The organism is Allocatelliglobosispora scoriae (genome assembly GCF_014204945.1).
GTDB classification, from domain to species: domain Bacteria; phylum Actinomycetota; class Actinomycetes; order Mycobacteriales; family Micromonosporaceae; genus Allocatelliglobosispora; species Allocatelliglobosispora scoriae.
Genome location: NZ_JACHMN010000002.1, coordinates 4,327,033 through 4,353,371 on the forward strand (window position 1 = coordinate 4,327,033; position 26,339 = coordinate 4,353,371).

Annotated in this window: 25 protein-coding genes and 2 tRNA genes; 19 read left to right on the plus strand and 8 right to left on the minus strand. The window is 69.1% G+C overall.

The genetic code is table 11. The features are described 5' to 3' along the window. Positions 1-41: 41 nt before the first annotated feature. Together F4553_RS25255 and F4553_RS25260 are read left to right on the plus strand one after the other, a co-directional pair. On the plus strand, positions 42-938 hold the full coding sequence (locus F4553_RS25255; protein ID WP_184839926.1) for a helix-turn-helix domain-containing protein: 897 nt from the start codon (positions 42-44) through the stop codon (positions 936-938). A 219-nt stretch (positions 939-1,157) separates the two neighbouring features. Next, entirely contained in the window at positions 1,158-1,406 is a 249-nt protein-coding gene (locus F4553_RS25260) for a hypothetical protein (RefSeq protein ID WP_184839928.1), read from the plus strand. Here the strand turns inward: F4553_RS25260 and F4553_RS25265 are convergent. Beyond that, complete coding sequence (locus F4553_RS25265; protein ID WP_184839929.1) at positions 1,403-1,651, minus strand: mycoredoxin; 249 nt, start codon at positions 1,649-1,651, stop codon at positions 1,403-1,405. The two genes, F4553_RS25260 and F4553_RS25265, sit on opposite strands and share 4 nt — an antisense overlap. Before the next feature lie 70 nt (positions 1,652-1,721). On the opposite strand from F4553_RS25265, the gene F4553_RS25270 reads away from it, so the two are divergent. The 4 genes from F4553_RS25270 to F4553_RS25285 all read left to right on the plus strand — a co-directional run bounded on the left by F4553_RS25270 (position 1,722) and on the right by F4553_RS25285 (position 4,975). Beyond that, a complete protein-coding gene (locus tag F4553_RS25270; protein WP_312875354.1) occupies positions 1,722-3,833 on the plus strand; it encodes an ATP-dependent DNA helicase UvrD2 in 2,112 nt (703 codons plus the stop codon). Between the two features lie 146 nt (positions 3,834-3,979). Then, a complete protein-coding gene (locus F4553_RS25275) occupies positions 3,980-4,258 on the plus strand; it encodes a hypothetical protein (protein ID WP_184839934.1) in 279 nt (92 codons plus the stop codon). A 153-nt stretch (positions 4,259-4,411) separates the two neighbouring features. Continuing rightward, positions 4,412-4,768: a WhiB family transcriptional regulator gene (locus tag F4553_RS25280; protein ID WP_184839936.1), complete on the plus strand. Its 357-nt coding sequence runs from the start codon at positions 4,412-4,414 to the stop codon at positions 4,766-4,768. A gap of 54 nt (positions 4,769-4,822) precedes the next feature. Further along, on the plus strand, positions 4,823-4,975 hold the full coding sequence (locus tag F4553_RS25285; protein ID WP_184839938.1) for a hypothetical protein: 153 nt from the start codon (positions 4,823-4,825) through the stop codon (positions 4,973-4,975). A gap of 54 nt (positions 4,976-5,029) precedes the next feature. Here the strand turns inward: F4553_RS25285 and F4553_RS25290 are convergent, their stop codons facing one another. The 3 genes from F4553_RS25290 to F4553_RS25300 all read right to left on the minus strand — a co-directional run bounded on the left by F4553_RS25290 (position 5,030) and on the right by F4553_RS25300 (position 7,720). Further along, the gene (locus F4553_RS25290; protein WP_184839940.1) at positions 5,030-6,358 is read right to left on the minus strand and encodes an ABC1 kinase family protein; all 1,329 of its coding nucleotides are present in this window, start codon (positions 6,356-6,358) and stop codon (positions 5,030-5,032) included. A 172-nt stretch (positions 6,359-6,530) separates the two neighbouring features. After that, complete coding sequence (locus tag F4553_RS25295) at positions 6,531-7,403, minus strand: hypothetical protein (protein WP_312875355.1); 873 nt, start codon at positions 7,401-7,403, stop codon at positions 6,531-6,533. 173 nt (positions 7,404-7,576) lie between these two features. Further along, positions 7,577-7,720 (minus strand): DUF5679 domain-containing protein, encoded by a 144-nt coding sequence (locus F4553_RS25300; RefSeq protein ID WP_221470478.1) that lies wholly within the window; start codon positions 7,718-7,720, stop codon positions 7,577-7,579. A 296-nt stretch (positions 7,721-8,016) separates the two neighbouring features. Here F4553_RS25300 and F4553_RS25305 point away from each other — a divergent pair, with 296 nt between their 5' ends. Continuing rightward, positions 8,017-8,535 carry a M48 metallopeptidase family protein gene (locus F4553_RS25305; RefSeq protein WP_184839944.1) on the plus strand — a complete coding sequence of 173 codons (519 nt, stop codon included), beginning with the start codon at positions 8,017-8,019 and terminating at the stop codon, positions 8,533-8,535. Between the two features lie 86 nt (positions 8,536-8,621). On the opposite strand, the gene F4553_RS25310 is transcribed toward F4553_RS25305, so the two are convergent. After that, positions 8,622-9,878: a zinc-dependent metalloprotease gene (locus F4553_RS25310; protein ID WP_184841220.1), complete on the minus strand. Its 1,257-nt coding sequence runs from the start codon at positions 9,876-9,878 to the stop codon at positions 8,622-8,624. Between the two features lie 188 nt (positions 9,879-10,066). On the opposite strand from F4553_RS25310, the gene F4553_RS25315 reads away from it, so the two are divergent. The 7 genes from F4553_RS25315 to F4553_RS25345 all read left to right on the plus strand — a co-directional run bounded on the left by F4553_RS25315 (position 10,067) and on the right by F4553_RS25345 (position 19,000). Further along, positions 10,067-11,086, plus strand: a complete 1,020-nt coding sequence (locus tag F4553_RS25315; protein WP_184839946.1) for a YlbL family protein — start codon at positions 10,067-10,069, stop codon at positions 11,084-11,086. A 59-nt stretch (positions 11,087-11,145) separates the two neighbouring features. Continuing rightward, the gene (locus tag F4553_RS25320; protein ID WP_221470012.1) at positions 11,146-14,037 is read left to right on the plus strand and encodes a UPF0182 family membrane protein; all 2,892 of its coding nucleotides are present in this window, start codon (positions 11,146-11,148) and stop codon (positions 14,035-14,037) included. 125 nt (positions 14,038-14,162) lie between these two features. Next, positions 14,163-14,236, plus strand: a tRNA-Met gene (locus tag F4553_RS25325). 262 nt (positions 14,237-14,498) lie between these two features. Beyond that, positions 14,499-15,260: an SCO2525 family SAM-dependent methyltransferase gene (locus F4553_RS25330; RefSeq protein WP_221470013.1), complete on the plus strand. Its 762-nt coding sequence runs from the start codon at positions 14,499-14,501 to the stop codon at positions 15,258-15,260. Between the two features lie 28 nt (positions 15,261-15,288). After that, on the plus strand, positions 15,289-17,136 hold the full coding sequence (locus tag F4553_RS25335; RefSeq protein ID WP_184839948.1) for an SCO2524 family protein: 1,848 nt from the start codon (positions 15,289-15,291) through the stop codon (positions 17,134-17,136). Between the two features lie 2 nt (positions 17,137-17,138). Then, a complete protein-coding gene (locus F4553_RS25340; protein ID WP_184839950.1) occupies positions 17,139-18,056 on the plus strand; it encodes an SCO2523 family variant P-loop protein in 918 nt (305 codons plus the stop codon). Next, a complete protein-coding gene (locus F4553_RS25345) occupies positions 18,041-19,000 on the plus strand; it encodes an SCO2522 family protein (RefSeq protein ID WP_221470014.1) in 960 nt (319 codons plus the stop codon). The genes F4553_RS25340 and F4553_RS25345 overlap by 16 nt, the downstream gene beginning before the upstream one ends. On the opposite strand, the gene F4553_RS25350 is transcribed toward F4553_RS25345, so the two are convergent. Together F4553_RS25350 and F4553_RS25355 are read right to left on the minus strand one after the other, a co-directional pair. After that, positions 18,997-20,007 (minus strand): DUF6879 family protein, encoded by a 1,011-nt coding sequence (locus F4553_RS25350; protein WP_184839952.1) that lies wholly within the window; start codon positions 20,005-20,007, stop codon positions 18,997-18,999. The genes F4553_RS25345 and F4553_RS25350 overlap by 4 nt on opposite strands. 29 nt (positions 20,008-20,036) lie before the next feature. Continuing rightward, positions 20,037-20,963, minus strand: coding sequence for an SCO2521 family protein (locus tag F4553_RS25355; RefSeq protein WP_184839954.1), 927 nt, complete (start codon positions 20,961-20,963; stop codon positions 20,037-20,039). Positions 20,964-21,148: 185 nt separating this feature from the next. On the opposite strand from F4553_RS25355, the gene F4553_RS25360 reads away from it, so the two are divergent. Continuing rightward, complete coding sequence (locus F4553_RS25360) at positions 21,149-22,135, plus strand: FAD-dependent oxidoreductase (RefSeq protein WP_184839956.1); 987 nt, start codon at positions 21,149-21,151, stop codon at positions 22,133-22,135. Between the two features lie 9 nt (positions 22,136-22,144). Here F4553_RS25360 and F4553_RS25365 read toward each other — a convergent pair whose 3' ends face one another. Next, complete coding sequence (locus tag F4553_RS25365; protein ID WP_184839958.1) at positions 22,145-23,308, minus strand: aminotransferase-like domain-containing protein; 1,164 nt, start codon at positions 23,306-23,308, stop codon at positions 22,145-22,147. A gap of 146 nt (positions 23,309-23,454) precedes the next feature. Between F4553_RS25365 and F4553_RS25370 the strand changes: the two genes are divergently transcribed. The 4 genes from F4553_RS25370 to F4553_RS25385 all read left to right on the plus strand — a co-directional run bounded on the left by F4553_RS25370 (position 23,455) and on the right by F4553_RS25385 (position 26,317). Further along, entirely contained in the window at positions 23,455-23,961 is a 507-nt protein-coding gene (locus F4553_RS25370) for a sigma-70 family RNA polymerase sigma factor (RefSeq protein ID WP_312875357.1), read from the plus strand. Continuing rightward, positions 23,962-25,146, plus strand: a complete 1,185-nt coding sequence (locus F4553_RS25375; RefSeq protein ID WP_184839960.1) for a hypothetical protein — start codon at positions 23,962-23,964, stop codon at positions 25,144-25,146. A 259-nt stretch (positions 25,147-25,405) separates the two neighbouring features. Then, positions 25,406-26,185, plus strand: coding sequence for an SDR family NAD(P)-dependent oxidoreductase (locus F4553_RS25380; RefSeq protein WP_184839962.1), 780 nt, complete (start codon positions 25,406-25,408; stop codon positions 26,183-26,185). 58 nt (positions 26,186-26,243) lie between these two features. Further along, positions 26,244-26,317 (plus strand) — tRNA-Met (locus F4553_RS25385). The last annotated feature ends 22 nt before the right edge of the window (positions 26,318-26,339 follow it).

The following is a 26,339-nucleotide window of genomic DNA, read 5'->3' on the forward strand; positions in this document are numbered from 1 at the left end:
GCTGTGGAATGAGCGGTCCGTGACACCGAAAGGTCCGCCCCGTGCCTCGAACCCCCAGCTCCGACCTGCGCAGACGTCGCCTAGGACTGGAACTCCGCCGTCTGCGGGAGACGACCGGCCTCACCGGTGAGCAGGTGGTCGAGCGGGTCGGCTGGGCGGCGAAATCCAAGCTCTCCCGGCTGGAGAACGGCCGCAGCCGCCCGGACCTCGCGGACATCATGGACCTGCTCGATCTCTACGAGGTGGACGCTCGAACCCGCGACGAGCTCGTCACGATCGCCCGGGACGCCGGAAACGCGCGCTGGCTGCGTACCTACCCGGTGATGACGGCCCGCCAGCGCGGCTGGGCCGAGCTGGAGGCGACCTGCACGCTCATCCGGGAGTACGCCGCCACCACCGTCCCGGGGCTGCTGCAGACACCCGACTACGCGCGGATCCGCATCCTCTCCACGCGGTCGCTGGGTGGCGTACCGGTGCAGCGGCCGATCGCCGGTGCCGAGGAGGTGGAGCTGGAGATCTCGGCACGGCTGGCCCGTCAGTCCATTCTGACCAGGGAGAACGACCCGGCCAACTACGCCGCGGTGCTGGACGAGGCGGCACTGATCGGCCGGGGCGCACCGCCGGAGGTCCTGCGCGAGCAGCTGTCCCACCTTGGCGAACTCGCCCGACTACCCAACGTCACCCTGCTCGTATTGCCGTGCTCGACCGTGGTCGGAGCCCACTACCAGCCGCAACACGCCTTCTCGACCTATGACTTCGCCGATCCGGGGGATCAGTCCACGGTGGCGGTCGAGGCCCTCGGCAACGACATGATCCTCACTGACAGGACGATCGTGCGGACGTATGCGCAGGTCTTCGGCTTGCTCAGCCGGTCCGCGCTGGGTCCCGGAGACTCTCTGCAGTGGATTAGCGCAGCCGCGTCGGCCGTGCGGCCATAACGGGTCCGGTTCACCCTTTCGGGCGGTGCTCGCACCCGTTGGTGGCGATTTCCTTGTTAACGCTCCGTGTTGTAGCTCACGATGGTCGCAAGCGCAGCGTGGAATTTCCATCCGTGGGACTTCCTGCACCCCCTCCGCCGCCCAGACCGGCGCCGGCCTATGCCGCCGCCATCCTTCGGCCGCTCGCGGCCCAGGGCCCGGACCATGACGGAGTCGCAGATGCGGTACCTGATAGTCCGTACCGAGGTACGGACGTTCAAACCTGAGGAAGTCAACGCCGCCTGGGACGAGGGCGGATCCCTGCGTGACGAGTGCGAGGCACCCGAGCTGCGCAGACAGACCGCCGAGGCCGACAACCTCGACTCCGCGCTGCACCTTGCCCGCGCACTCGCCTCGGTGGGCGCTGTGCGCTCCGGGCGGCAACGGGTCAAGGTGCTGCGGATAGGCCAGCCTCGGCTGCTGTATTAGCGCTGGGTCGGAATCGCGGCGATCGCTGCCTTGACCTGGGCGATGTTCGGGTTCGTCAGCGTCGAGCCATCGGTGAAGCGGATCGTCGGCACGGTCTGGTTGCCGCCGTTGACGCTCATGACGAACTCGGCCGACGCCGGGTCCTGCTCGATGTCGATCACCTCATAGCCGATGCCCTCGCGGTCGAGCTGCGACTTGAGCCGGTGACAGTAGCCACACCAGGACGTCGAATACATGGTCAGCACTGGGGTTCCTCCAGGGGATCTTCGTGGGCTGACCGATACAACATCAGCCGGGCTTGAAATGATGCCTTCTGTGGCGGCTGACTCACTCCGAGATTTCACTCTGGGCAATCTCGATCCGGAGCAGCGGGCCGCGGTCACCGCGCCCGCGGGTCCCGTCTGCATTCTCGCCGGTGCGGGCACGGGGAAGACCAGGGCCATCACCCACCGGATCGCGCACCGGGTCGTCACCGGGCAGGTCCAGCCGGGGCATGTGCTGGCGGTCACCTTCACCGCCCGAGCCGCCGCGCAGCTCAGGGAGCGGCTCGGCGGGTTGGCGGCTCATGGCGTACCGGCGAGGACTTTTCATGCCGCGGCCCTGCGCCAACTGCGCTACTTCGCGCCGCGCCTGCTGCGCGGCCGGGAGATGCCCGAGCTCGTGACCAGCAAGGCGCGGCTCGTCACGCTCGCCGCGACGAAGGCCGGGTTCCGGACGGACCGGATCGTCGCGCGCGACCTCGCCGGTGAGATCGAGTGGGCGAAGTCGTCGCTGATCGAGCCGGACGACTACGTCGTGGCCGTCGCGAAGGCGGAGCGCGAGACGCCGCTGGACCCGGCGAGCGTCGTCCGCGTCTACACGGCATACGAGCAGGTGAAGCGGACCTCGGGCGTGATGGACTTCGAGGATCTGCTCCGGGCGATGATTTGGGGCATCGAGGAGCACCCCGACGTGGCCGAGCAGGTCCGCGATCAGTACCGGCACTTCGTCGTCGACGAATACCAGGACGTCAATCCGCTGCAGCAGCGGCTGCTGGAGGCGTGGCTCGGCCGGCGCAGCGACCTGACCGTGGTCGGCGACGTGGCGCAGACGATCTACTCCTTCACCGGGGCATCGGCGGGTTACCTGATGGACTTCGCCCGGACCTACCGCAACGCGACCGTGGTCCGGCTCGTCCGCGACTACCGCTCGACCCCCGAGGTGGTGGCGCTCGCCAACACCGTGATCTCGCAGGCGCGGGGAGCCGAGGCGCGGCTGCGGCTGGACCTGATCGGCCAGCGGCCATCGGGTCCGAAACCGGACATGCGGGTCTTTATCGATGAGCCGGCCGAGGCGACAGCCGTGGCGCGGCGCTGCGCCGAGCTGATCGCCGCGGGCACCCCGGCCTCGGAGATCGCGGTGCTCTTCCGGGCCAACGCGCAGTCCGAGGCCTACGAGGAGGCGCTCTCCGACACGGGTGTGCCCTATGTCGTGCGCGGCGGCGAGCGGTTCTTCGAGCGCGCCGAGGTACGCCAGGCGATGCTCGCGCTGCGGTCGGCGACGAAGTCCACCTCCGAGCTGGCGATGCCGGACCGGGTGGCCGAGGTGCTGCGCGGCACGGGCTGGGAGCCCGATCGTCCACCGGCCGGAGGCGCCAACCGGGAGCGCTGGGAGGCGATGGCGGCCCTCTACCGCCTCGCGACCGAGCTGTCCCAGATGACGATGCTGGAGTTCGCGACCGAGCTGGAGCGGCGGTCCGCGGCACAGCACATCCCGACCGTCGACGGGGTGACCCTGGCGAGCCTGCACTCGGCGAAAGGGCTGGAGTGGGACGCGGTCTTCCTGGTCGGGCTCGTCGAGGGCACGCTGCCCACGGCGTACGCCAAGACGCCCCAGGCGGTGGAGGAGGAGCGGCGGCTGCTCTACGTCGGCATCACCCGAGCGCGGCAGTGGCTGTGGTTGAGCTACGGCCAGGCGCGTTCCCCGGGCGGGCGGGCCCGCAAGTCGTGCCGTTTTCTACCGGGGTTCGGCGGCGGGGAATCGCCGCGCATCGGACTGCCCCGAGAAAAAAAAGTTGTCGAGCGCCGTGCCGTGTCGGCTGCGGCGCCCTGTCGGATTTGCGGCGCAACCCTGCTCGCGGGCACCGACCGCAAGCTCGGCAGGTGTGCCACCTGCCCGTCGGACATCGACGAGACGCTGATGGCGAACCTGCAGGAGTGGCGCCGCCAAACCGCCGCTGACCAGTCCCTTCCCGCGTACGTGGTCTTCACCGACGCCACCCTCGTCGCGATCGCCGAACGCAAGCCGGAACGTACCGAGGAATTGGTCGCCATCGCGGGCATCGGTCCCCGTAAACTGGACCTCTACGGGGCTGACGTATTGGCCCTGGTCAGCGGCGCAAGCTCTGATGATCTTGCCGCCAAGAAAAAGTTGGCAACAGAACCGTAAAATCGTTTGCGCCCGCCTACGTCGGCGGAATAGCCTTCGGTCACACCACTTCGAGCAGCCACATCACGGCTGCGCGTAAGCGGGTGGACGACCTGTAACACCCCGACGAGAGCACATGAAGGAGGTGAGTTCCGGTGAAGAAAATCATGACTGACACGATCCTGCGCACGGAGCTCGCTGCCGTCTGCGCTCAGCTCGTCATCAATGATGCCGTCGCGCCGCGGGTCCACCGTGTCGCCGGAGCGTCGGCCGCCGTCAGCCCGCTGATGGCCGCGTGGTCGCCAATGTTCGGTCGGGTGGAGTCTCTGTCGACGGCAGAGCCGAGGACCCAGATTGAGCAGGGCGGTTACGTCAGCAAGCCGGAGTTCACGACCAAGAAGGTCGACGGACTCCGCGGTGTTCCGCCTCGAGGTAGGCCGGTCTAACAAAGACCATCCGGCTCACCTTGAGGCCGCGGAACCCGATACCCGGGATCCGCGGCCTTAGTTTTTTGGCACAACAACTTCCCCCCGGGGAGCCGGTCACCGCCGAGCTCCTCGCCCCCGGAAACGCCGAAAGAGAAAGTGAGGTGACCGGTAATGACTCTCGCATTGGCCACTCTCGACATCACCGTCGAGTTTGGTGCGGAGCTGCCGTGTCGCAAGTTCGACCCTGACCTGTGGTTCGCAGACGCGCCCGCCGAGCTCGAGCTCGCCCGCGCAAGCTGCGGGGAGTGCCCGCTGAAGGCAGAGTGCCTCGCCGGTGCGCTTGAGCGGGCTGAGCCCTGGGGCGTCTGGGGCGGTGAGATCTTCGAGCGTGGTGCCATCGTGGCGCGCAAGCGTCCGCGTGGCCGGCCGCGCAAGGAGGACCTCGCCCGGGACGCGGACCTCAAGGCTGAGACCGTTGCCCGAGTAGCGATCGTGACCGGCCGCGAGTCGGTCCGGCTCGCTGCCTGAACCACCTGTCCCACTGACCACACATCGACGAAGTAATCAAGAAAGCTGAGAGAGATGAACTCCAACGGCCTCAATGACCTGCAATTACTCAACCAAGCGCTGAGCCGGGCGCGAATGCCCGAGCCTCAGGCCGAGGCGTCCCGCACCGCTCGCCAGATCGCCATCAGGGCGCTCCGGCGGCAGGCCCGCAACCAGGGCATCCAGTAATACCCAGCTAGCGATGATCATTCAAGGGGCGGCCGAGAGGCCGCCCCTTTCACGTCACTCTTCGGCGAAGCCGGGGAGCCACTCCTGCAGGATCGCGCGGTAATGCGCCTTCGCCTCCAGCTGGCAGAGCACGCCGATCGAGCCCATGGTCACTCTGTGGATCATCAGGTACGCCGGGGGCAGGTTGAGCTGCCGGCCCATCGCGTACGCCGGGGATCTCGGGCTCGCGATCCGGGCCGCCTCCCCGCGCAGCCAGGCCCGGCTGAACCGGAACTCGTCGACCGCGATCGGCTCCAGCATCGGGCTGACATATTCCAGGATCGCCTTGGCGTCGAGCTCGACGTCCGGCTTGATGAAGCCCTCGCTCCGCAGACCGGCCATGACCCCGTCGGCGTCACCGGCGAGCGCCAGCCGGGCCAGCTTGCCGACGATCGCGGGCAGGCCCTCGGGCAGCCGCGCCACCGCACCGAAGTCGATGACACCGAGCCGACCGTCGGGGAGCAGCCGGAAGTTGCCCGGGTGCGGATCGGCGTGCAGCATCCCGGCCCGCTGCGGTGCCGAGAAGTGCAGGGTGGCCATCAGCTCACCGGCGCGATCCCGCTCGGCCACCGTGCCCGAGCCGATCACCGCCGAGAGCGGCTTCCCCTCGATCCACTCGGTGACGATGACCCGGGGGGCCACGGCCATCACCTTCGGGATGAAGAACTGCTCGTCGTCGGCGTAGGCAGCGGCGAAGGCACGCTGCGAGACGGCCTCGAGCTCGTAGTCCAGCTCCTCGACGACCCGCTCGCGCAACTCTGTGACCAGGGGTTTAACGTCGAGACCGGGCTGGATGACGTTGAAGAGCGCGGCGAACCGGCCGAGCTGGGCGAGATCTGCCACTAGCGCGTCGCCGGCCCCCGGGTACTGCACCTTCACCGCCACCGGAACGCCCGCCTTGCGCCGCGGCACCTTCCACTCGGCCCGGTGCACCTGCCCGATGCTCGCCGCAGCGGCCGGGTGATCGTCGAACTCCTTGAAGAGGCTGCGCCAGTCGGGGCCGAGCTGCTCGGCGAGGACCCGGTGGACCGTCGCGACGGGCAGGGGCGGTGCGGCCTCCTGCAGCTTCGTCAGCGCCTCCCGGTAGGGCCCGGCGAGCTCGTCGGGCAGTGCCGCCTCGAAGACGCTCAGCGCCTGCCCCAGCTTCATCGCACCGCCCTTGAGCTGGCCCAAGACGCTGAAAAGCTGCTCGGCGGTGCGCTCGGCGATCTGTGCCGAGACCACGTCGGCCGCCATGCCGGTGACCCGCTTGCCGAGCCCCCACACGGTGCGCCCGGCGAAGCTCAACGGCAGTGAGGCGAGCTTTGCGGTCCGAGCGACTGCCTTACGGGGGATATCGGTCACTGGTTCATTGTCTCCTACCCGACCGGTGACACCCAGGTAACCGACACGCCTCCCACACATTCAGCCCAAGATCGTCGCAACTCTTGAAGAGTTGTTGCTTCAGGCCGCCAGGCCTCAACAACAACTCTTCAAGAGTTGCGACGATCTTGACTTGCCGTTTCGGCCGGGGTCGTCAGCAGTCGCAGGACGGGTGGCGGGGCCAGGCGCGGCGGCGGGAGGTGCTGGGTCCGCTGACCTCGATGCAGCCGCCGATCGTGGTCGGCTTTCCGCCGTCGAGCAGCTCCAGGGCCTCCCCGACGACGAAACCGGCGGCCGCGAGCACCGTCGCGGAGCGGCAGGGCGCCGTCGCCGGGTCGGGCTTGAGCTGGGCGGCGAGGCTCGGCCAGCCGGGGTCCCGATCGATCCGGTGCAGGTCGAGGCAGCGCAGGCAGGGTCCACCGGCCGCCGGGACCAGCGGACCCACGACGACGACGCCCTCCCGGACCGTCACGGCGAGAACCGGGCGGCGCGGTGTGGCCGGGGCAGGGGCGAGGACAGTCCGCACGTCGACGACGAGGGAGGCGGCTGCCACGCGTACCGGAGCGGTGGCTCCTGTCGCGGCGACGACCCGGCGCGGGCCGCGAGCTCCGGCGGTCTGGGTGGCGACCCGGCCGACACCGGCGTCGAGCAGGCCGTGGCTGATGAGCGCGACCAGGCGGCCGGCTCCGGCGATGACGACGCGCTGGTCCCGGCGCCGCCGCAGCACCGTGGCGGGACTGCGGCCGTCGGCGGCGTGGGCGAGCGCGCCCGCCTCACCGGCGATCCGCTCCCGGACGTCGGGCGCGAGCGCGGCGGGCAGCAGGTCCTCGGCGGAGATGAGCAGGCGCGCGGCGGTCAGATCGCGCAGGAAGTCGCGGGTGGTCGTCTCGCTGAGACCGCGCCTGGCGCCCTCGGCGAGCACGGTCTCCTCGGTGTGCGCGCCGTCGAGGAGTTCCAGCAGCTCAGCGGCGGAGGGATCGGCCAGGTCGAGCAGGATGGCCCGCTGCGGATCCATGCCCAGCTGCACGGTGCGACCACCTCGCCACAGTGGGCGAAGGCCTGGCAAGAGCATCGGACGGTACGCGCGGCTTCGGCTCACGCTCACAGATGCTGGCAGTCGTGCGCGTTCGGGACGGTAGTTGTCCACAGGCTGCGGGTTATCCACAGCCTGTGGATCAACCTAGAGCGTTGACGGACGCTCTAGGCCTTGCCGAGGATGCGGTTCACCGTGGTGCCGCAGACGGGGCACGGGCCCTTGGCCATCTTCATGCCGGTCTTGGAGACTGCCACGGTGCCCTGGAAGTCGCGCTTCTCCTTGCACTTCACGCAGTAGCCGTTGTACATGGCTGTCTCAGCTGTCTCGACCACGAGGCCCCTCCTGTTGATCTACCTGCCAGGATGCAACTTTTTACGCCTGGCTCGCCCGGAAGTGTCCCTTCCTGCGCTCTTCGGATATGTCAGGTGAGCGTGGACACGCCGCAATAGTCAGAAAGATCTTGTCTTAGTTGTCGGTAAGGTCTGATTCCGGAAGAAAAAAGCAGCGGGACAGCTCTTGCGGATACCTGGTGCTGGACGGTTAGGTTCCTTCGCATGGCCCTATGCATTGTGGTGGGCGCCACGGATGTCGCTGCCAGCTGACTATGGCGGCCGCACGTGAGCCCCTCGTGGAGGTGCGGCGCAGCGAGCGTCGACACCGGACTGTTGCCGCCTATCGCGAGGGTGAGCGCATCGTCGTGCTCATCCCCAGCCAGTTCTCCCGGGCCGAAGAGAGCGCCTGGGTCGACAAGATGCTGGCCAGGCTGGCGGCGAAAGATCGCCGAACCGCCCGCAGCGACGCGGAGCTGATGGCGCGGGCGCGGCAGCTCGCCGCGCGATACCTCGACGACTTCGGTGCCGCAGCGCTGCCCGCAGGGGTGCGCTGGGTCACCAATCAGCGGGGGCGATGGGGCTCCTGCTCGCCGGACGACCGCACGATCCGGCTGTCGGACCGGCTGCGCGACATGCCGGCGTGGGTCGCCGACTATGTCCTGTTCCACGAGCTCACGCACCTGGTGGTGCCCAACCACAGCGCCGAGTTCTGGGAGATCGTGGCCCGTTACCCCAAGACCGAACGCGCCCGGGGCTACCTGGAGGGCGTCGCCGCCGTCAGCGGGGTGTGACCCGCGCTCCACGCCGGAAAGGAGAGCGTCCGCCGACTGCTCGTCGACGGACGCTCGTGACACCAACTCTTGAAGAGTTGCGACGATCAGGGAGCCTTCTGCTCGCCCGGTTCGGATCCGGGGGCATCCGGATCGGGGCCGTCCGGTTCGGGTGCATCCGGCTCGGACACGTCCGACGGGCGCAGCAGGGCGTCCATGTCGGCGATCGTGAGCTGGGCCGATGCGAAACCGGCCGGATCGGCGAAGTCGTCGTCGGTCGGCAGCAGGTCGGGGTGGCCCCAGAGGGCGTCCCGTCCCGCGACGTCCCGCTCCGCGAGCAGCGCCGCCCACAGGGTGGTCGCCTCCCGCAGTCGGCGCGGCCGCATCTCCAGCCCCACCAGCGTGGCGAAGGTCTGCTCGGCGGGTCCACCGGCGGCACGGCGGCGCCGGAAGGCCTCGCCGAGGCGGGAGACGTTGCTCAGGCGGCCCTCGGCGGCGGCGTCGACCACGTGGCAGACCCACCCCTCGACCAGCGCGAGCGCGGTCTCCAGGCGGCGCAGGGCGGCCTGCTGGGCGGGGGAGTCGTCGGGGGTGAAGACGCCGTCCATCTGCAGCGCCCGCATCGACTCGGGATCGCTCGGGTCGACCCGGCCCATCGCCTCCTCGATCGCCTCACGGTCGATCTTGATCCCTGCGGCGTACGCCTCGACCGCCGAGAGCAGGTGGTGTCGCAGCCACGGCACGTGCATGAAGAGCCGCTGGTGGGCGGCTTCCCGCAGGGCGACGTAGAGGCGCACCTCGACGGGGTCGAGTTCGAGACCCTCGCCGTAGGCCTTGACGTTCGCGGGGACAAGGGCGGCCATCCCGGGCGGGCCGAGCGGCAGCCCGATGTCGCCGGCCGAGAGGACCTCGGCGCCGAGCGTGCCGAGGGCCTGGCCGAGCTGACCGCCGAAGAGCGCTCCGCCGAGCATGGAGAGCATCCCGCGCATCATGCCGAGCGGGGCCATCCCGGGCGGCGCCTCCGACTGGTCGGGCACGAGGTCGCCCATCGCCGCGACCATCCGCGCGGCGACCGGGTCGCAGAGTTTGCGCCAGACGTCGAGCGTGTTGAAGATCCACTCGTTCCGGTTCCACGCGGCCGTGCCGGTGATGCCGGTCGGCCAGGCCGTCACGGGGTCCAGCCAGAGGTCGGCGAGGCGCAGCGCCTCGGCCACCTCCGCTCGATCCGCGCTCGAGACGGCCGGGTCGCCGGTCGTGTTCAGCTGGGTGGTGGCTATCTGCCGGGCGAGGTCCCAGTTGACGGGCCCTCCGCCGGCCTGGCTGGAGGCGAGCATCTGCTGCAACCCGGCGAGAAACTGCTGCATCTGCTGCGGGTCGTTGGGGTCGGGCGGCTGCCCGCCGGGAAGCGCGAAGCCAAATGGGGTCTCAGGCACCACTCCACGGTACGCGAAGTTGAGTCGAAGTGACTCAGGGCTCTCCCCGATCTTGTCGCGAACCACGGCAAAAGGGCGGTCGACCGGGACTCGGCACCGGCCGCATATGCTTGCTGACCATGAAGAGTCGTGGGCTCACCGTCCTCCTGGGTGCCATCCTGGCGGGGCTGTTGATGTGGCAGGTCACACAGGCGGACGTCCCCTACGTCGTGCTGGGGGCCGGCCCGACCTACGACACCCTCGGCAAGGACGACAAGGGCGCCCCGGTGATCGAGGTCACCGGCAAGGACACCTCGACCAGCGCGGGCCAGCTCCGCATGGTCACCGTCGGGGTCCAGAGCGAGACCGACATCTTCTCGGTGATCAAGGCCTGGTGGTCGGGTGAGCAGGCCGTCGTGCCGCGTGAGCTGATCTACCCGCCCGGCCAGACGCAGGAGCAGGTCGAGGAGACCAACAAGCAGGACTTCGCCGCCTCGCAGTCGAGCGCCGAGACGGTCGCGCTCAAGGAGCTGGGCTACCCGATCCGGGCGACGGTCAAGGAGGTCGCCGCGGACGGTGCGGCCGTCGGCAAGCTCGCCGTCGGCGACATCGTCACCACGGTCGACGGGACCCCGGTCGACTCGACGGAGAAGCTGGTCGAGCTGATCCGGGCCAAGCCGGTCGGCGCCACCCTCAAGATCGGCCGCGAGCGGGACGGCAAGGCCGAGATCGTGGAGATCACCACGAAGGCCGGCGAGGACGGCACACCGCGGGTCGGCGTCAGCGCCGAGAACAAGCAGCCGCACCCCTTCGAGCTGAAGATCCACCTCGACGACGTCGGCGGTCCGAGCGCCGGGCTGATGTTCGCCCTCGGCATCATCGACAAGCTCACGCCCGCCGACCTCACCGGCGGAAAAATCATCGCGGGTACGGGCACCATCGACGACAACGGCACCGTGGGCCCGATCGGCGGCATCGCACAGAAGCTCGTCGGAGCGAAGGACGCCGATGCGGCGTACTTCCTGACCCCCGCCGCCAACTGCGATGAGGCGAAGGCGAACGCGGTCGACGGGCTGACCCTCGTCAAGGTCGGCACCCTGGACGAGGGCCTCGACGCCCTCACCGCGATCCGTGAGGGCAAGCCCCTGCCGAAGTGCTGACCGAACGTCTGGGGCGTCAGGTGTGGTTGCTGATGGTCACCGCACCCTAGTCTTGCGGCATGGTCTCGCCGGATTCTGTCGTCATCAACCGCCGAGGACGCCTCGCATTACGCGTCCTCATCGGACTCCTCGCCCTGATGCTCCTGGTCAGCGCCATTGTCGGGGTCTGGACCGACTGGTTGTGGTACGACGAGCTCGGCTTCACCAGCGTGATGAAGACCCAGCTCCTCACCCGGCTGAGCCTCTTCGTCGTCGCCTGGCTGGTCATCGGCACCCTGCTGACGGCCAACCTCTTCCTCGCCTACCGGTTCCGGCCGCTCCTCGTCCCGGGGGAGCTGGACGGGTCGCCGGGCGATTCGTCGCTCTTCCGGTACCGGCTCCTGCTCGCCAACCGGGTGGGCAAGGTCTTCGTCACCGTGGGCCTGCTGATCGGCTTCTTCTTCGGCCTGTCGGCCCAGGGGGAGTGGAAGTCCTGGCTGCTCTTCATGAACGAGCAGCCGTTCGGGATCAAGGACCCCCAGTTCAACCTCGACATCGGCTTCTACGTCTTCGAGCTGCCGTTCTGGCAGTTCCTGCTCGGCATCGGCTTCGCCACGATCACCATCGCGCTGCTCGGCAGCATCGCGGTGCACTTCCTCTACGGCGGGGTGCGGATCTCCGGCAGCGGCGACCGGATCACCACGGCCGCCCGGGCGCACATCACGATCCTGATCGGGCTCTTCGTCGCGCTGAAGGCCGTCGCCTACTCGTTCGACAAGAAGGCGCTGCTCCTCGGGCACGTCAGCACCTATGACTTCTACGGCGCGGGCTACTCCGACGTGGAGGCGCTGATCCCGGCGAAGGACATCCTGACCTACCTCGCCGTCGTCGTCGCCCTCGCGATCGTGATCTTCTCCAACGCGGTGATGCGCAACCTGACCTGGCCCGGTGTCTCGCTCGGCCTGCTCGCGATCTCGGCGATCGTCATCGGCGGCGTCTACCCGTGGTCGGTGCAGTCGTTCAAGGTCGAGCAGACGCAGACCCTCGAGGTGCCCTACGCGCAGCGCGCCATCGAGGCGACCCGCCAGGCGTACGGGCTGTCCGGGGTGGGGTCGGTGAACTACCAGGCGGCGAACACGGTTCCGCCGGCCTCCCTCAACACCGACAAGAAGATCGTCAACAAGATCCGGCTGCTCGACCCGGCCGTGGTCGGCGAGTCCTTCAACCAGCTGGAGCAGGTGCGCTCCTGGTACAGCTTCGGTGCCTCCCTCGACATCGACCGCTACACGATCAACGGCGAGACCAGGGACTACGTCGTCGGCCTGCGGGCGCTCGACTACTCCAAGCTCGCCGATTCGCAGAAGAACTGGCAGAACCTGCACACCGTCTACACCCACGGCTACGGCCTCGTGGCGGCACCCGCCGACACGATCTGCGACGGCAAGCCGTGCTTCGTCTCCGGCTCGCTCAGCGGCGCCAGCACCACCGACCAGCTCCCCGTGGCGCAGCCCCGCGTCTACTACGGCGAGGGCGCCACGGAGTACGCCGTGGTCGGCCGTGCAGCCGGTCAGCCCGACGTGGAGTACGACCGCCCCACCAGCGGTGCCGAGGCGCAGTACACGGCGTACGACGGCAAGGGCGGTGTGAAGCTCGACTCGACCCTGCGGCGGGTGCTCTACTCGCTGGAGCACCAGGAGACGCGGTTCCTGCTCTCCGACGCGGTCAGCAACGATTCCCGCATCATGTACGTCCGCCAGCCCCGCGAGCGCGTCGCGAAGGTGGCGCCCTTCCTGACGATCGACGGCGACCCCTACCCGACGATCGTGGACGGCCGGATCGTCTGGATCGTGGACGCCTACACGACCGCCACGCACTACCCCTACGCCCACCAGATCGACCTGCGCGAGGCGACCAGCGACTCGCACACGGGTGCCGGCAACGTGGCGCAGCCGCGTCAGGTCGTGACCTACATGCGCAACTCGGTGAAGGCCACCGTCGACGCCTACGACGGCACCGTGAAGCTCTACGAGTTCGACGACAACGACCCGGTGCTCAAGGCGTGGAACAGCGCCTTCGGCGGCGACCTGATCCTGCCGCGCGCTCAGATCCCCAAGGCGCTCGCGGAGCACTTCCGCTACCCCGAGGACCTCTTCAAGGTGCAGCGCGACCTGCTGACCCGCTACCACATGACCAACGCGGCCGACTTCGCCGTCGGACCGGACCGGTGGAAGGTCCCCAACGACCCGGCGCCGACCCACAACGGCAAGAGCCAGCCGCCCTACTACCTCGTCACGGCGATGCCGGGCCAGACGGACCCGGAGTTCCAGCTCGTCGCGGCGCTGACGCCGAACAACAAGGAGAATCTCGCCGCGCTGCTCTCCGGCCGCTACGACGCACAGGGCCGACCGCAGCTCTCGATCTTCGAGCTGCCCAGGGATACCCAGATCGCGGGTCCGGGCCTCGCCCAGCAGAAGATGGAGAACGAACCCGACGTCCGCAGCGACCTCAAGATCTGGGGCGACACGGCGATCCGCGGCAACCTGCTGTCGCTGCCGTTCGGCGACGGCATGCTCTACGTCGAGCCGATCTACCTGCGCAGCACCGGGGCCAACACCTATCCGCAGCTCAAACGGGTGATCGTCAACTACGGAGAACGAGTCGGGTACGCCGAAACGCTGCCCGCCGCGATCGCCAAGCTGGTCGGCACCAACGGGCCCGTCACCCCCACGACACCGACCACGCCGACGACCCCCACCACACCGACGACCCCGACGGCTCCCGGTGGGGAGCTGGCGGCGGCAGCGGCGAAGGTGCAGAAGGCGATCGTGGATCTGCGGGCGGCTCAGCAGAGCGGCGACTTCGAGGCGTACGGCAAGGCGCTGGCCGCCCTGGACACGGCGATCAAGGAGTTCGAGGCCGCTTCGAAGAAGGCCGGCGTCTCGGTCTCGCCGTCGCCGTCGGCAGCACCCTAGGCGCGGATCGTGCCGCTCCGGGTTCGCCCGGAGCGGCACGATCGGGCAGCTTCCGCGCTTCGTCGACCAGGTCACCTATCCGATTTGCGGTTCGGTTCCGGGGTGGGCTAACCTATAGAAGCCGACGCGGGGTGGAGCAGCTCGGTAGCTCGCTGGGCTCATAACCCAGAGGTCGCAGGTTCAAATCCTGTCCCCGCTACAAATAGCACGTCAGAACCCGGCCCCGATGGGGCCGGGTTTTTTGATGATCGGCATTCGACGCGGCATGCCTTTTGTGGTCACCGAATCCGGTGTCGGCAATGCCGTCGTGGTTTGTTCTTGAATGCTGATGAAGTGGCCCGTTCGGGTGGTTCCATGTAACGTCTATGGCCTGGTAGATGTACGGTGAACAGTCGAGCCGGTGAGTGCTGACCGGCGACCCTCACTGAACGTTTGCGGCATGCTGTGAGAGGTTGGAATGAGTGGGCAATTCGTCTGCTGAAGCTCTGTCAGCAATAACCCGCAACTCTGATTACGCATGGAGTTCGTTCAACTCCGAGCTGTATTGCGATCACAATTACGGCACCCTGCGCGATGACGATCATCAGATCATCGAGAAGGTAAGAGACTTCTTCGGCGCCGCAGGCATTCCCCAGGGCAGTCGTGGACTCGACGTGGGACCGGGTGCCAATCTCTACCCCGCCTTCACGATGCTCCCGTTCTGCGAGCGCATTGATCTGCGCGAATACTCATCGTCGAATGTGCAGTGGCTCAAATCGCAGATCGCGGATGGCTACCGGTCGAGTTGGGACGCGTTCTGGCGGGTCCTCGCCGTGCAGCGACCCTATCGCGACTGCGATCCGCGCGACCGCCTGCCGCAGGTCGCGGTGGTCAGCGAGGGCAGCATCTTCGATCTCCCCGCTCGGCAGTGGGATGTGGGCACGATGTTCTTCGTCGCCTGCTCGCTCTCGACCGAGCACGAGGAGTTCCGCGCGGCCGTGCACCGCTTCATCGGCGCGCTGCGACCCGGCGCTCCATTCGCCGCCGCTTTCATGGTCAATTCACAGGGCTACCAGGTCGGCGACGAGTGGTTCCCGGCGGTCGCCCTTGACCATGATCAGATAAAGGAATGTCTGGAAGCGGTCGCCTACACTGTGCACATCGATCTGATCGATACCGGCGCTCCCCTGCGTGACGGCTACAGCGGCATGATGCTGGCAACCGGCCGCGTGGCGGCCGGTTGACCGGTGACGGGACGGTGGCCAGCGCACCATGAGAATCCAGCCGCGACAGCAACTCCTCGAGATCTGGCGGGCGACCGCCGAGGCCGCCTATCCGCTGGTCGACGGCAAGCGCCAGTGGCAATGGGGCGGACGCGAAGGTCCTAATTCGATCTCGGACGCCGAGCAGTTGCTATGCCTCATGTTCCCGGCCACGGAGATCGAGCGGTTCCGCATCGGGTCGCCGAACCAGACCGAGGACGACGTGCTGGTGGCCCTCAAGCCGCTCGGCGGGGCGATCGAGATCCCGCAGGTGATGATCACCGTTCTCACCGACTACCTGACCCGCTACTCCGATGAGGACGGTTCGCCGATCTTCTCCGGCGGCAGCCTCTTCACCCCGATCAACAGTGGCGAGCACCCGGTTCAGGAGCAGCGCGACCTCGACGTGGTCGAGTCCTACGCCGCGTCGATCACGCTGATGCTCGCCACGCTCGGCTTCGTCAAGGAGCTCAACCCCCAGGTCAGCCGCCCTGAAGTGCGAGCGCAGCTGGACAAGCTCGAGGGGCTCGCCAACCTGCGCCTCTCGGCGGCGATGGTCGGCCTGCTGCGCAGCTTCAGCGTCTACGTCTTCCCCATCGAGGGCGACTACGCGGACGCGCTGCTGCGGACCGTCAACCAGGGCCTGGAGCCGCGTCGCAAGATCGTCGCCGACCTGCGCGAAGCCCTGAAGGAGACCGCTGCCGGGCTGCGCGACCTCACCGCCGGCCTGCGCGACATGGACGAGATCGAGCGGCCCGACCGGTTCTTCGAGTGCGGCTGGTCCTGGGGCGTCACGCAGGGCAAGGAAGAGATCCCCTGGGTGACCGCATCGGGCAAGCAACGCGAAGGTGTCGCGCTCGACGCGCCCTACCTCTACTTCACCGTCGTGGCGCTCGACGGCATCTCCGACCTCTTCACCGAGCGCACCCGCCTGCAGGGCCTGCTCGACGAGGAGCAGGTGCGGCTCTCGGCGGCGCTCCGCCTGCGCTGGGAGCTGACCCAGAAATACTGGAGCACCATCGCCTCCCTCGGCGCCGGTCGCTGGCCGCTGGAGGACATCCCGTGGCGCACGGTCGACGGCGTCGAGTCCGACTACTTCAGCCTCCTGGTCACCTCGATCGCGGCGCGCGATCTCACCGGCAGTCCCAACGACGGTGACCTGAGCCGCCTCGGCGAGGTGCTCAAGGAACTCGCCAACCGGGCACGGATCACCCGGCGGCCCACCGCCAACGACCCTGCGCTCGCCCTGCACACCACGGGCGTCCGGATCGATCTCGACGGCACGGACACGCTGGGTCCGGCGCTGAGCTGGGTCGCCGTCGACTTCGCGCAGCTCCTGCTCAAGCGCGTCATTCGCGTCGCGAGCCTGATCAACCGGGTGGAGCTGCGCGCGCAGCTCCTCCACCTCGCCGACCAGGTCTGGAGCCATGTCGCCCAGCGGCGCATGATCGACGAGATGCACGGCCCCGGCCTCTGGGACCAGCCGGCCAGTGTCTACGACCGGGGCCTGGCGGTCTTCGAGCAGCCGTCCTGGCACCACACCGTCCGCGTGGTCGAGGCCCTGGTCAACGCGGCCGGCATGGCCGGATCACACCCGCTGCGCAGCGAGAAGCTCATCGAGTTCACGCAGGACCTGCTCGCCGAGGCCGAACACCTCTTCGACCAGGAGCTCCTCATCGGTGCGACCGAGCGCGGGCCGGCGATGAGGGTCAAGCTGGAGACGGTCCGCCAGCAGTTGCGCCGGGCGCGGGAGATCACCGCCGACCGGCCCGGCAGTGCGGTCGCGCTGCTCCTGTCGGTGCTGCGGGACCTCGACGGCTTCCAGGCCGCGCGGCAGGACGTTCTGGGGGCGTCGTAGCCATGCTGGTCTTCGCCACCTCGGACAAGGGCGGCACCGGCCGCTCGGTCACCAGCAGCAACCTCGCCTATCGCCGCTCACTGCTCGGCGGCAACGTGGTCTATCTCGACTTCGACTTCGGCTCGCCGACCGCCGGCACCATCTTCAACATCGACGAGGTGATGCGCGGGACGCGCAACGGCGGGCTCCACTCCTATCTGCGGGGCGTCGCGGGCCAGCCGCTGCGACTGGACGTCTGGTCCACCTCCGACCGGAGCAGCCTGCGCGGCCGACCCGACGGGGCCGGCCAGCTCGTCCTGCTGCCGGGCGACATCGGCGGAGCCGAGTTCTCCTCCAATGACGAGGTGATCCGGCGCTGCGTGCAGCTGCTGCTGCGGGTGGACGAGGAGTTCGACCTCTGCATCGTCGATCTCAGCGCGGGTCGCTCCTACGCCACCGATGTCGTGATCGCGGCGACGGCGCGGCCGGAGATGCGGGGCGTGGACGCCCGCTGGCTCGTCTATCACCGCTGGACCCGGCAGCACATCATCGCCGCGCACGGCCTGGTCTTCGGCGATCGGGGCCTCGTCGACCAGGGCGTGGCGATGGGCCACGATCGCCAGAAGCTCATCGACTCGATCAGGTTCGTCCGGACCGCCGTGGTCGACCCCGACTCGGAGACGCTCGCCGGGCTGCGGCCCGAGCAGGTCGCCTGGCTGGAGGTCTGCAACCGGGACCTGCAGCGCCTCGCGGCGAGCGTGCAGATCGGCCGGATGAACACGGTCGGGATCATCCCGCTCGACCCGGTGCTGCAGTGGCGGGAGCAGCTCATCACCGACGCCGACACCGTCACCCGTCAGATCGCCAACCAGGCCACCGTGGAGGCGTTCGTCAGCCTCGCCAAGCGACTGGAGGATGATGCGGCGTGGATCGGCCTGTGAACCCCAGCTACCGCGAGGCCACGGCACAGGACCGCGTCGAGGGCGTCGTCCTCGCGCACCTCTCCATCGAGCTGGGCCACCTCTACATGGACGACTTCCGGGCGGGCCCGGACCGGCTGCGGGAGATGTTCGCCGCGGTCGCCCCGTGGGTGCAGGCCGCCAAGCGGCGATGTGCGGCCGAGGTCACCGGCAAGGCCAGGATCAGCACCTGCTTCCTCATCGACGACTACTTCACCGTGTTCTCCTCGCCTCGCGAGGTGATCCCGCAGCTCATGGCCGCAGCGGGTGAGGCGGGACTGCAGCTCGACTACGTGGCACGGGAGTCGGCGTGCGCGGTGGCCGACCGGGTGCCGGTCGCGGAGCTCGTCGCCGCGCGGCTCGTCGCCGATCCGCCACCGGGCACCAACGGTTCGCGCCCGCCGGTCCAGCAGACCGGATGGCTCTGCAACGGCAGCCGCTCGCCGCAGACGGTGGTCGAGGAGGCGATGAGCGCCGCCCGGACCTGGCAGCCACCGAGGGAGAACGGCGCGGTCAACCACTCGGTCTTCCTCGATGTCGAGCTGTGGCGCGACACCCCGGCCGGGCGGCTCTACGCCTGTGCCTTCCTCGCCTCCGTCTGGCAGCTCCTGCGGCTCGGGCTGATCCGGGACAACGGCGTGCCGGTCGCGACCGCCCAGCCCTGGGACGGCGGCGCCTTCCCCGATCAGTGGAGCGCGCTGGCGCCCGTCACCCGGCTTCGGCCCGAGGCGGCGGCTTTCGCGGCGTACACCACCTTTTCGGTTCTGGCTTCTCGCTTTTTGCCCGTGGAGCACGCGGTCCGGACCATCCTGAGCCAGGTCAGCACGGAGCGCGCGCTCGCCGCGATGGTCGCGGAGCGCGCGCTCGGGGAGAAGCTCACGCTGTCGCCGGAGATCGTCGGACGCATCCGGTACGCCTTCGATTAACCGATCGGCGGGTACGGCTTCCCGTTGGCCCACAGGTCGTGGAAGCGATCGATGCGCTCGGTGACCCGCGTCGGGTTGGAGACGAGCGTGCTCGTCACGATGATCGGCCGCCCCTGCTCGGCGACGCGGGACGCGGTGGTCGCCTGATAGCTGAGCACGCCGTCGAAGACGATGAAGTCGAAGAGGGTGGCCCGGCGGGTGGCCATGATGTCGTTGGGCATCAGCGTCCGCACCTGTACGCCGATGGCGACGTGCTCGTCGAGGATGTTGGTGAACTCCAGATCCATCTGGACCGGCCGATCCATGATGAAGACCCGCCGGATCTCGACCCCGCGCCGGATCGCCTCGCGCTGCGCCTCCAGGTAGAGCTGGCCGAGATCGCTGGTCCAGAGGCCGCCGTCGACGAATCCCCGGCCGCCCGCGTCGACCGTGGTGAGGCTGGTCGCGTCGATCGTCTGCGTCGCGACCTTGGTCAGGCCCAGCAGCCAGTCGCGGTCCTCGCCCTCATAGGTCACGTCACCGCCCTGGCCGAGATCCTTGAGGTAGCCCGAGAGCCGGGCGACCTCGGCCTGGGCGAAGTCGAAGATGAGCGACGGGGTGGAGTATTCGACGGTGGTCGCGTTCTTCACCAGCTGGGTCATCGCGTCCGTCTTCAGCGCCGACGCCTCGACCAGTCCGAAGAGCTGGGTCGCTTCGCTGATCTTGGCGAACTCGTCCCGGATCAGCTTCTGCGTCGCGTCGATGTGGTTGGTGAAGCTCGTCTCCAGCCCGCGCAGCCCCGTGCGCGCTTCGCCGACCCGCTGGTCCACCTCGATGAGGAACTGCGTCAGGAACGCCACGCCGCTGACGAAGACCGACGCGCCGATGCCCAGCAGGACGCTCTCCGACGTCTTGGCGTCGAGCGCCGCGGAGAGACCGAACGCGACCAGGCCGAAGAGTGCACTGACACCGACCTTGGTGATGATCTGGGACTTGAATGTGCTGGGCGTGAATCCGTTGTCGGCCATGCGATCCCCCATCGGTTGCGGTGAAAGGGTTATCGCCCTTGCCGTTCCATCCCGGCGAGGGCGAGTTGATCCCGGATGCGGTCGACGTTGACCTGCCACTGACGGGTGAAGCCGGGACGCCGTTCGAGGCCTCGCCACAGCTCGGCGAGCCCGTGCTCGGTGCGGGCGGCGGGCATCCACAGGTGCAGCAGGTGGTCGATCGCGGGCCGGAGCCGCTCGATCGCCTCCGCTCGCGACGCGGAACCGAGCCGGGTGCGCTCGATCAGCGACAGCAGGGTGGTGAGCAGCCAGTCGTGCAGCGCGAGGTCCTCGCAGAAGTCGGCGAGGTCCGCCGTCTCCGCCGTGATCGAGGGCAGCCGCAGCGTGCGGGAGACCTCGTTCTCCACGGTGAACGTCATCGTCGACCGGTCACCGGCGCTGAACGCCCAGCGCAGGCGGGTCCGCGATGTCCGGAAGGAGGCGCGGCGGTCGAGCTCCGGCCGATCCTGGACGGCGTCCATCGTCCGGGCGGCGATCGAGGCGAGGTCGATGCCGTCGCGGTGCGCGGGGCCGAGGAAGCCATCGGCGAGGAGGTCGCCGTCGCCCCGGCCGCTGATCGTCTCGATCTGCCCGGGGTTGGTGAGGTAGTAGGACCACGGCTGCCGGTGAGTGCCCTCGCCGCGGACGACCCGGGCGTGGGCCGATCCCTGCACGATGTGGCCGCCGGTGAGGACGGCTCGTGCGGTGACCGTGCCGATGCCCCGGACACGTCGCCCGGTGCCGAGAATGGGGCAGTCGACGCCGCTGATCGTCTCGGGGGAGACGGCATGCGCGATCGGCCGATCGGATCTGCGGACCCGCTGTCCCATGACGAGGCTCAGCAACTCGCTCGCGGACCGGGCCGACACGGCGATCGAGTTCTGCAGGAGACCGGTGTGGACTTCCCCGATCGTCACGAGGTGCTGTCGCTCGATCAACCTGCCCTCCCCACGTCCCGTCGCTGGTCGGCGTTCCATTGAACTCCATGATGACGCTGGCGTGCAACGCGACGATCACACCAGGTGACATACCCGGTCGGGCGATCGATGGTCGGACATGCCATCCGCTGCTTGCCCGCGTTCGGTCTACTCCCTAAGGCTTCGATCCACGTTAATGTAATCGTATGGTGACACCTGCGAAAACCGACGTAATAGTCATCGGCGCGGGCGTGTCCGGGTTGACCACCGGGGTATGTCTTGCGGAAGCGGGGCTGTCGGTTCGCCTACTGTCGGATCGCCAGCTCACCGCGACGACCTCAGCAGCGGCTGGGGCCAGTTGGAGTCCTTACATGTTAGGAGATGATCAACGTGTGATCGGCTGGGGCGAGCGGACCCGGGAGGTCCTGCAGGCCCTCGCCGCCGACGCCGATCACGGCGTGAGCATGGTGCTCGGCATCGACGCCGTACGCCAGGAGGAAGACCCTCCTGATTGGGTGCTCCGGCTGCCCCGCTATCGCCTCTGCGAGCCGCACGAGGTGCCGACCGGCTTCCGCAGCGGCTGGTGGTACGAGATCCCCCTCATCGACATGCCCGTCTACCTCGGCTATCTGGAACGACGCCTGCGCCGGGCCGGTGGGACGATCGAGAAGTCCCACCGTGTCGAAGCGCTGGGCGATGTCAGCGGCTCGGGCCGGGTGACCGTCAACTGCACCGGCATCGGCGCCCGGACCCTCGTTCCCGACGACAGCCTGCGGGCCGTGCAGGGGCTGCTCGTCGTCGTCGACCAGCCGGAGCCGAGGATCGAGCACTTCTTCCAGGACGACGCCGACGAGGGCGATCTGCTCTACATCCTGCCGCACCGGGACGTCGTGGTCCTCGGTGGTTGCGCCCTGCCCGGGGATGTCGAGATCGGCGACGACGCGGCCGCCGCGATCATGGCTCGCTGCTTCGAGGTCGAACCCCGGCTGCGTGGACAGAGGGTGGTCGCGATCCGGCACGGCGTGCGGCCCAAGCGCAAGACCGCCCGGGTCGAGCGCGACGAGGTCGACGGGCATCCGCTGGTGCACAACTACGGGCACGGCGGCTCCGGGGTGACGGTCTCGTGGGGCTGCGCGGAGGAGGCGCTCGGCCTGGTCAGGGCAGCGCTCGCCGAGGTCGACGCGCTCATCTGACCGTCGCGGTCAGGCCCGCTCCAGCGCCGCAGCGAGCCGCCCCGCCGCCTCGACCAGCTCCCGGTCCGTGAGCATCGAGAACGCCAGCCGAATCCGGTCGTCACCGGCCCCGGAACCCGCGCCGGGCGAGCCGGGATGGAACTGCGTGCCGGGCACGAACGAGACGCCGTGCCGCTCCGCCACCGCGATCAACCGCGTCGCCGTGACCCCGGTCGGGAGGGGCAGCCAGACGAACCAGCCCCCGGCCGGGTCCGGCACGAGCAGCTCGGGCCGGGCCCGGCGCAGTGCCGTGGTCAACGTGTCGCGCCGGTCGGCGTAGTGGTGGCGCAGCCGGGCCACGTGGTCGGCGTACCGGCCGGAGGTGCCGAAGACGGCCAGCGTCATCGCGGCGAAGTGGTTGATCCCGCCGCCGCTGACGATGAAACCGAGCCCGGCCAGCCGGTCGACGAGGTCGCGATCGGCGGTGACGAATCCCAGGCGCAGACCCGGTGCGACGGTCTTGGCGAAGGAGCCGATCCGGATGACACCCGACCCGGCACTCTCGCTCCACAGCGACGGCGGTGCCGGGTCGCCGAACCACAGCTCCCGATAGGTGTCGTCCTCGACGATCGGGAAGCCGCCGCGGCGGGCCAGCCCGATCAGGGCGGCGCGGCGGTCGGCGGGCAGGGACCGCCCGGTCGGGTTGGCGAAGACCGGCACGAGATAGAGCAGCGCGATCCGGCGACCGGCTCGGCGCATGGAGTCGATGGTCCGCCGCGCGGCCGCCGGGTCGATGCCGTCGTCGTCGCCGGGCAGAGGCAGGACCTCAGCGCCCTGACGCGTGAGGATCGGCGGGGCGAGGTGATAGGTCGGCGAGCCGGTGAGCACCACGTCGCCGGGCCCGGTCAGCAACGACGTGACCAGGTCCAGGGCGTGCGATGCGCCCGCGGTGACGAAGATCTGCTCGGGGTCGACCGGCAGGGTGTCCGTGGTGGCGAGGTGGTCGGCGAGCCACTCCCGCAGCGGTGCCGGTCCGGGCGCGAATCCGTAGGCGAGGGCCTGCGGGCCGTGCTCCGCCATCGTCTGCGCGACCGCCGCCGCCCAGGCCTCGCCGGGGAGCGCGTCGGCGGACGGGTGTCCCCAGCCGAGGTCGAGGATTCCCGGGCGGCTCGTGAACTGGACGACCGACAGCATCGATCGACCTTATCGAGTCCGCGGGGCGTGCGGGAGCGCCGCGACCGAGCTCCGCCGGGTGTGCCGGGAACGTTGCAACCGGAGCTTCGCGAAGCGCGTGTAGGCAGCAATCCGGGAGATCGAACCGGTGCCGGAAGGGAGATCTGGTGTCACGTTCAGCGACTGCGGAGATCGCGGTCATGCGGGTGGTGAGGAGATCCGTCGGGGACTTCGACGACTTCTACGCCGCCGGCTTCCAACCACTGGCGTTGCAGCTCTACGCGTACCTGGGGGATCTTGGTTTGGCTCAGGATCTTACTCAGGAGGCCTTCTGCCGCGCGCTCGGCAGGTGGAAGCGGATCAGCACCGACGACGAGCCGGTCGCCTGGGTGCGCCGGACGGCCTGGAGCCTGGCGACGAAGCCGGGGAGGGCCGGCGCGGTCACGCGCGGGCGCCGCCAGGAGCTGATCGAGGTCGGGGCGCGGCGGCTCGCCCTCGCCGAGGCGCTCGCGACCCTGCCGCCGAATCACCGCCGAGCCGTGGTGCTGCACCACCTGGCCCGGCTCAGCGTTGCCGAGATAGCCGAGCAGGAGCGGATCCCGCAGGGGACCGCGCAGAACCGGCTCGATCAGGGACAGGCCGCGCTCGCCGCGGCCCTCAGGAAGGACAGCTAGATGACCGAGAACAGCAACCTCATCGACGACGCCTTCGACGAGTTCACGCAGGAGGCGCGGGCCACGGTTCACGCGCCGGGCGTGGCGCAGGCCCGCGGCGTGCTCGCGCATCGCCGGAGGGTACGCGCCACGACGCTCAGCGCGTTGGCCGCGTTGGTGGTCGCCGCGCCCATGGTGACCTATCTGCAGCTCGCCAACGGCAGCCAGGCGCCACCCGCCGTGACCGCCGACGCGGGATCGGTCGGCTCGCCCGGCCACCCGACTGCGAGCACCTCGCCGACGGCCGCCGCCTCACCGAGCCCGACGGTGTCGGCGAGCCAGACCGATCCGGCCGAACCGATCACGTCGGCGCAGCTCCTCGGGGTGGCGATCGAGCTGCCCCAGTGGCCGTGCCCGACCCGTGCGGTCACGCTGAGGGCCGCACCGCAGTCGGCCGAGGGCCGCCCGTGGCTGGTCGGCCTCGTCGACGGGGTCATGGCGCAGTCCGATCCGCATGTGAAGATCGCGCTGGTCCGCTGCGTGAGCGCGAAGGGCCTGATCGGCCAGGTGATCGTCGTCAAGCGGGACGCGTCCGGGAGCATCGTCGGCGCGGGGCAGATCATCGCCACGTCGAAGGCGGTACCGCAGATCCTCGACGTGACGCAGAGCGCACCGGACCGCATCGCGGTCATCGTCGCCAACGGCAAGACCCAGCAGGAGCGGCTGTTCCGCTGGAACGGACGGCGGTTCGCCCAGGTTGCGGGACCGACCTCCTTCCCCGTACCGCAGGGGCCCTCCCACATGATCGTCACTGCTTCGCCGGTGACCTTCGGCGCCGAGGCCGACGGCGTCTGGACGGGCAAGGTGACCTTCACCGTCAAGAACAACGGGTCGCAGCCGTCCGCGAGCTTCAACCTGGTGGTCGACGTGGACGCCGACGGACCCTGCTCGGGCTGCGCGAGCGGCTACCTGCGTATCGAGGAGAGCTCCGGGACGGTGACGCCCAACGGGTGGGCCGGCGGAAGCGACCTCCACGCGCCGCTCGCGCCCGGCGCCAGCGCCACGGTGACCGTGACGATCACGATGCGGCGGGCACACGCCTTCTACACGCCGCGCAACGTGGTCGGCGGGCTGCTCGCCCTGTCGGACGGCACCGGCGAGGGCAGCGCCGACCACCTGGCCGAGGTCGAGTTCGAAGTCGGCTGATGAGAGATGGCGGGAGCCGGTCCAGGCCGGCTCCCGCCGTGGGATCCGGCCCCCACGGGACCGGATCCGCCGCTTACTCTGTGCGGGCACGGGGAGTCGAATGCTCGCCGTCACACAGTCCCCATGCGCCGCAGCCCGACCAGCGTGACGGCTTCGGCTCGATGACTACATCATCGGCCCCGGTCCGACAGATGAAGTCTGGGAAACCCGAGGGTCCGTAGTGCACGCTGCGGACCCTCGGTCTGAGTAGGCTGCCGCCATGACCTTCGAGGCCGCGCTGCCCAGGTTCGACGTCCGCGACCAGGTGGCACTCGTCACCGGCGCCGCCCGAGGGCTGGGCCGCTCGATCGCCCTGGCGCTCGCCGAGGCGGGCGCCCACGTCGCGCTCGGCCTGCGCGACATCGACGCCGACGGGGGAGTCGCCGCCGAGATAGCCGCCCGCGGCCGCCGGGCGCTGCCGCTGCAGCTCGATGTCGCCCGCACGGAGCAGATCGCCCCGGCGATGCAGGCGGTCGTCGACGAGTTCGGCCGCCTCGACATCCTGGTCAACAACGCGGGCATCGCGCTGGGCGGCCGCGCCGAGGCCGTCACGGAGGCCGACTTCGACCAGACGCTCGCGGTCAACCTCAAGGGCACGTTCTTCGCCAGCCAGGCCGCGGGCAAAATCATGATCAGCCAGGGGTACGGGCGCATAGTGAACCTGGGTTCGCAGGCCGGTGCCATCGCCCTGCCCGGCGAAGCCGTCTACTGCATGACCAAGGCGGCGATCGCCCATCTGACCAAGTGCCTCGCCGTGGAGTGGGGCCGCCACGGGATCAACGTCAACGCCGTGGCGCCGACCTTCGTCAGGACGCCGGGAACCGCCGAGGTGCTCGCCGACCAGGCGTTCCACGACGATGTGGTGGAGCGGATCGCCGCGCTGCACCGCATCGGCGAGCCGATCGAGGTGGCCGGGGTGGTCGTGTTCCTGGCCTCGCCGGCGGCATCGTTGATCACGGGGGAGACGGTGTTGATCGACGGTGGTTGGACGGCCCGGTGAAGGGCCTCGGTTAACCGTTTCGACATCTCACCTCATCTGATCTAGACTGTAGATACGACGCGGGGTGGAGCAGCTCGGTAGCTCGCTGGGCTCATAACCCAGAGGTCATAGGTTCAAATCCTGTCCCCGCTACTAGTTAACCGCCGATTGAGGG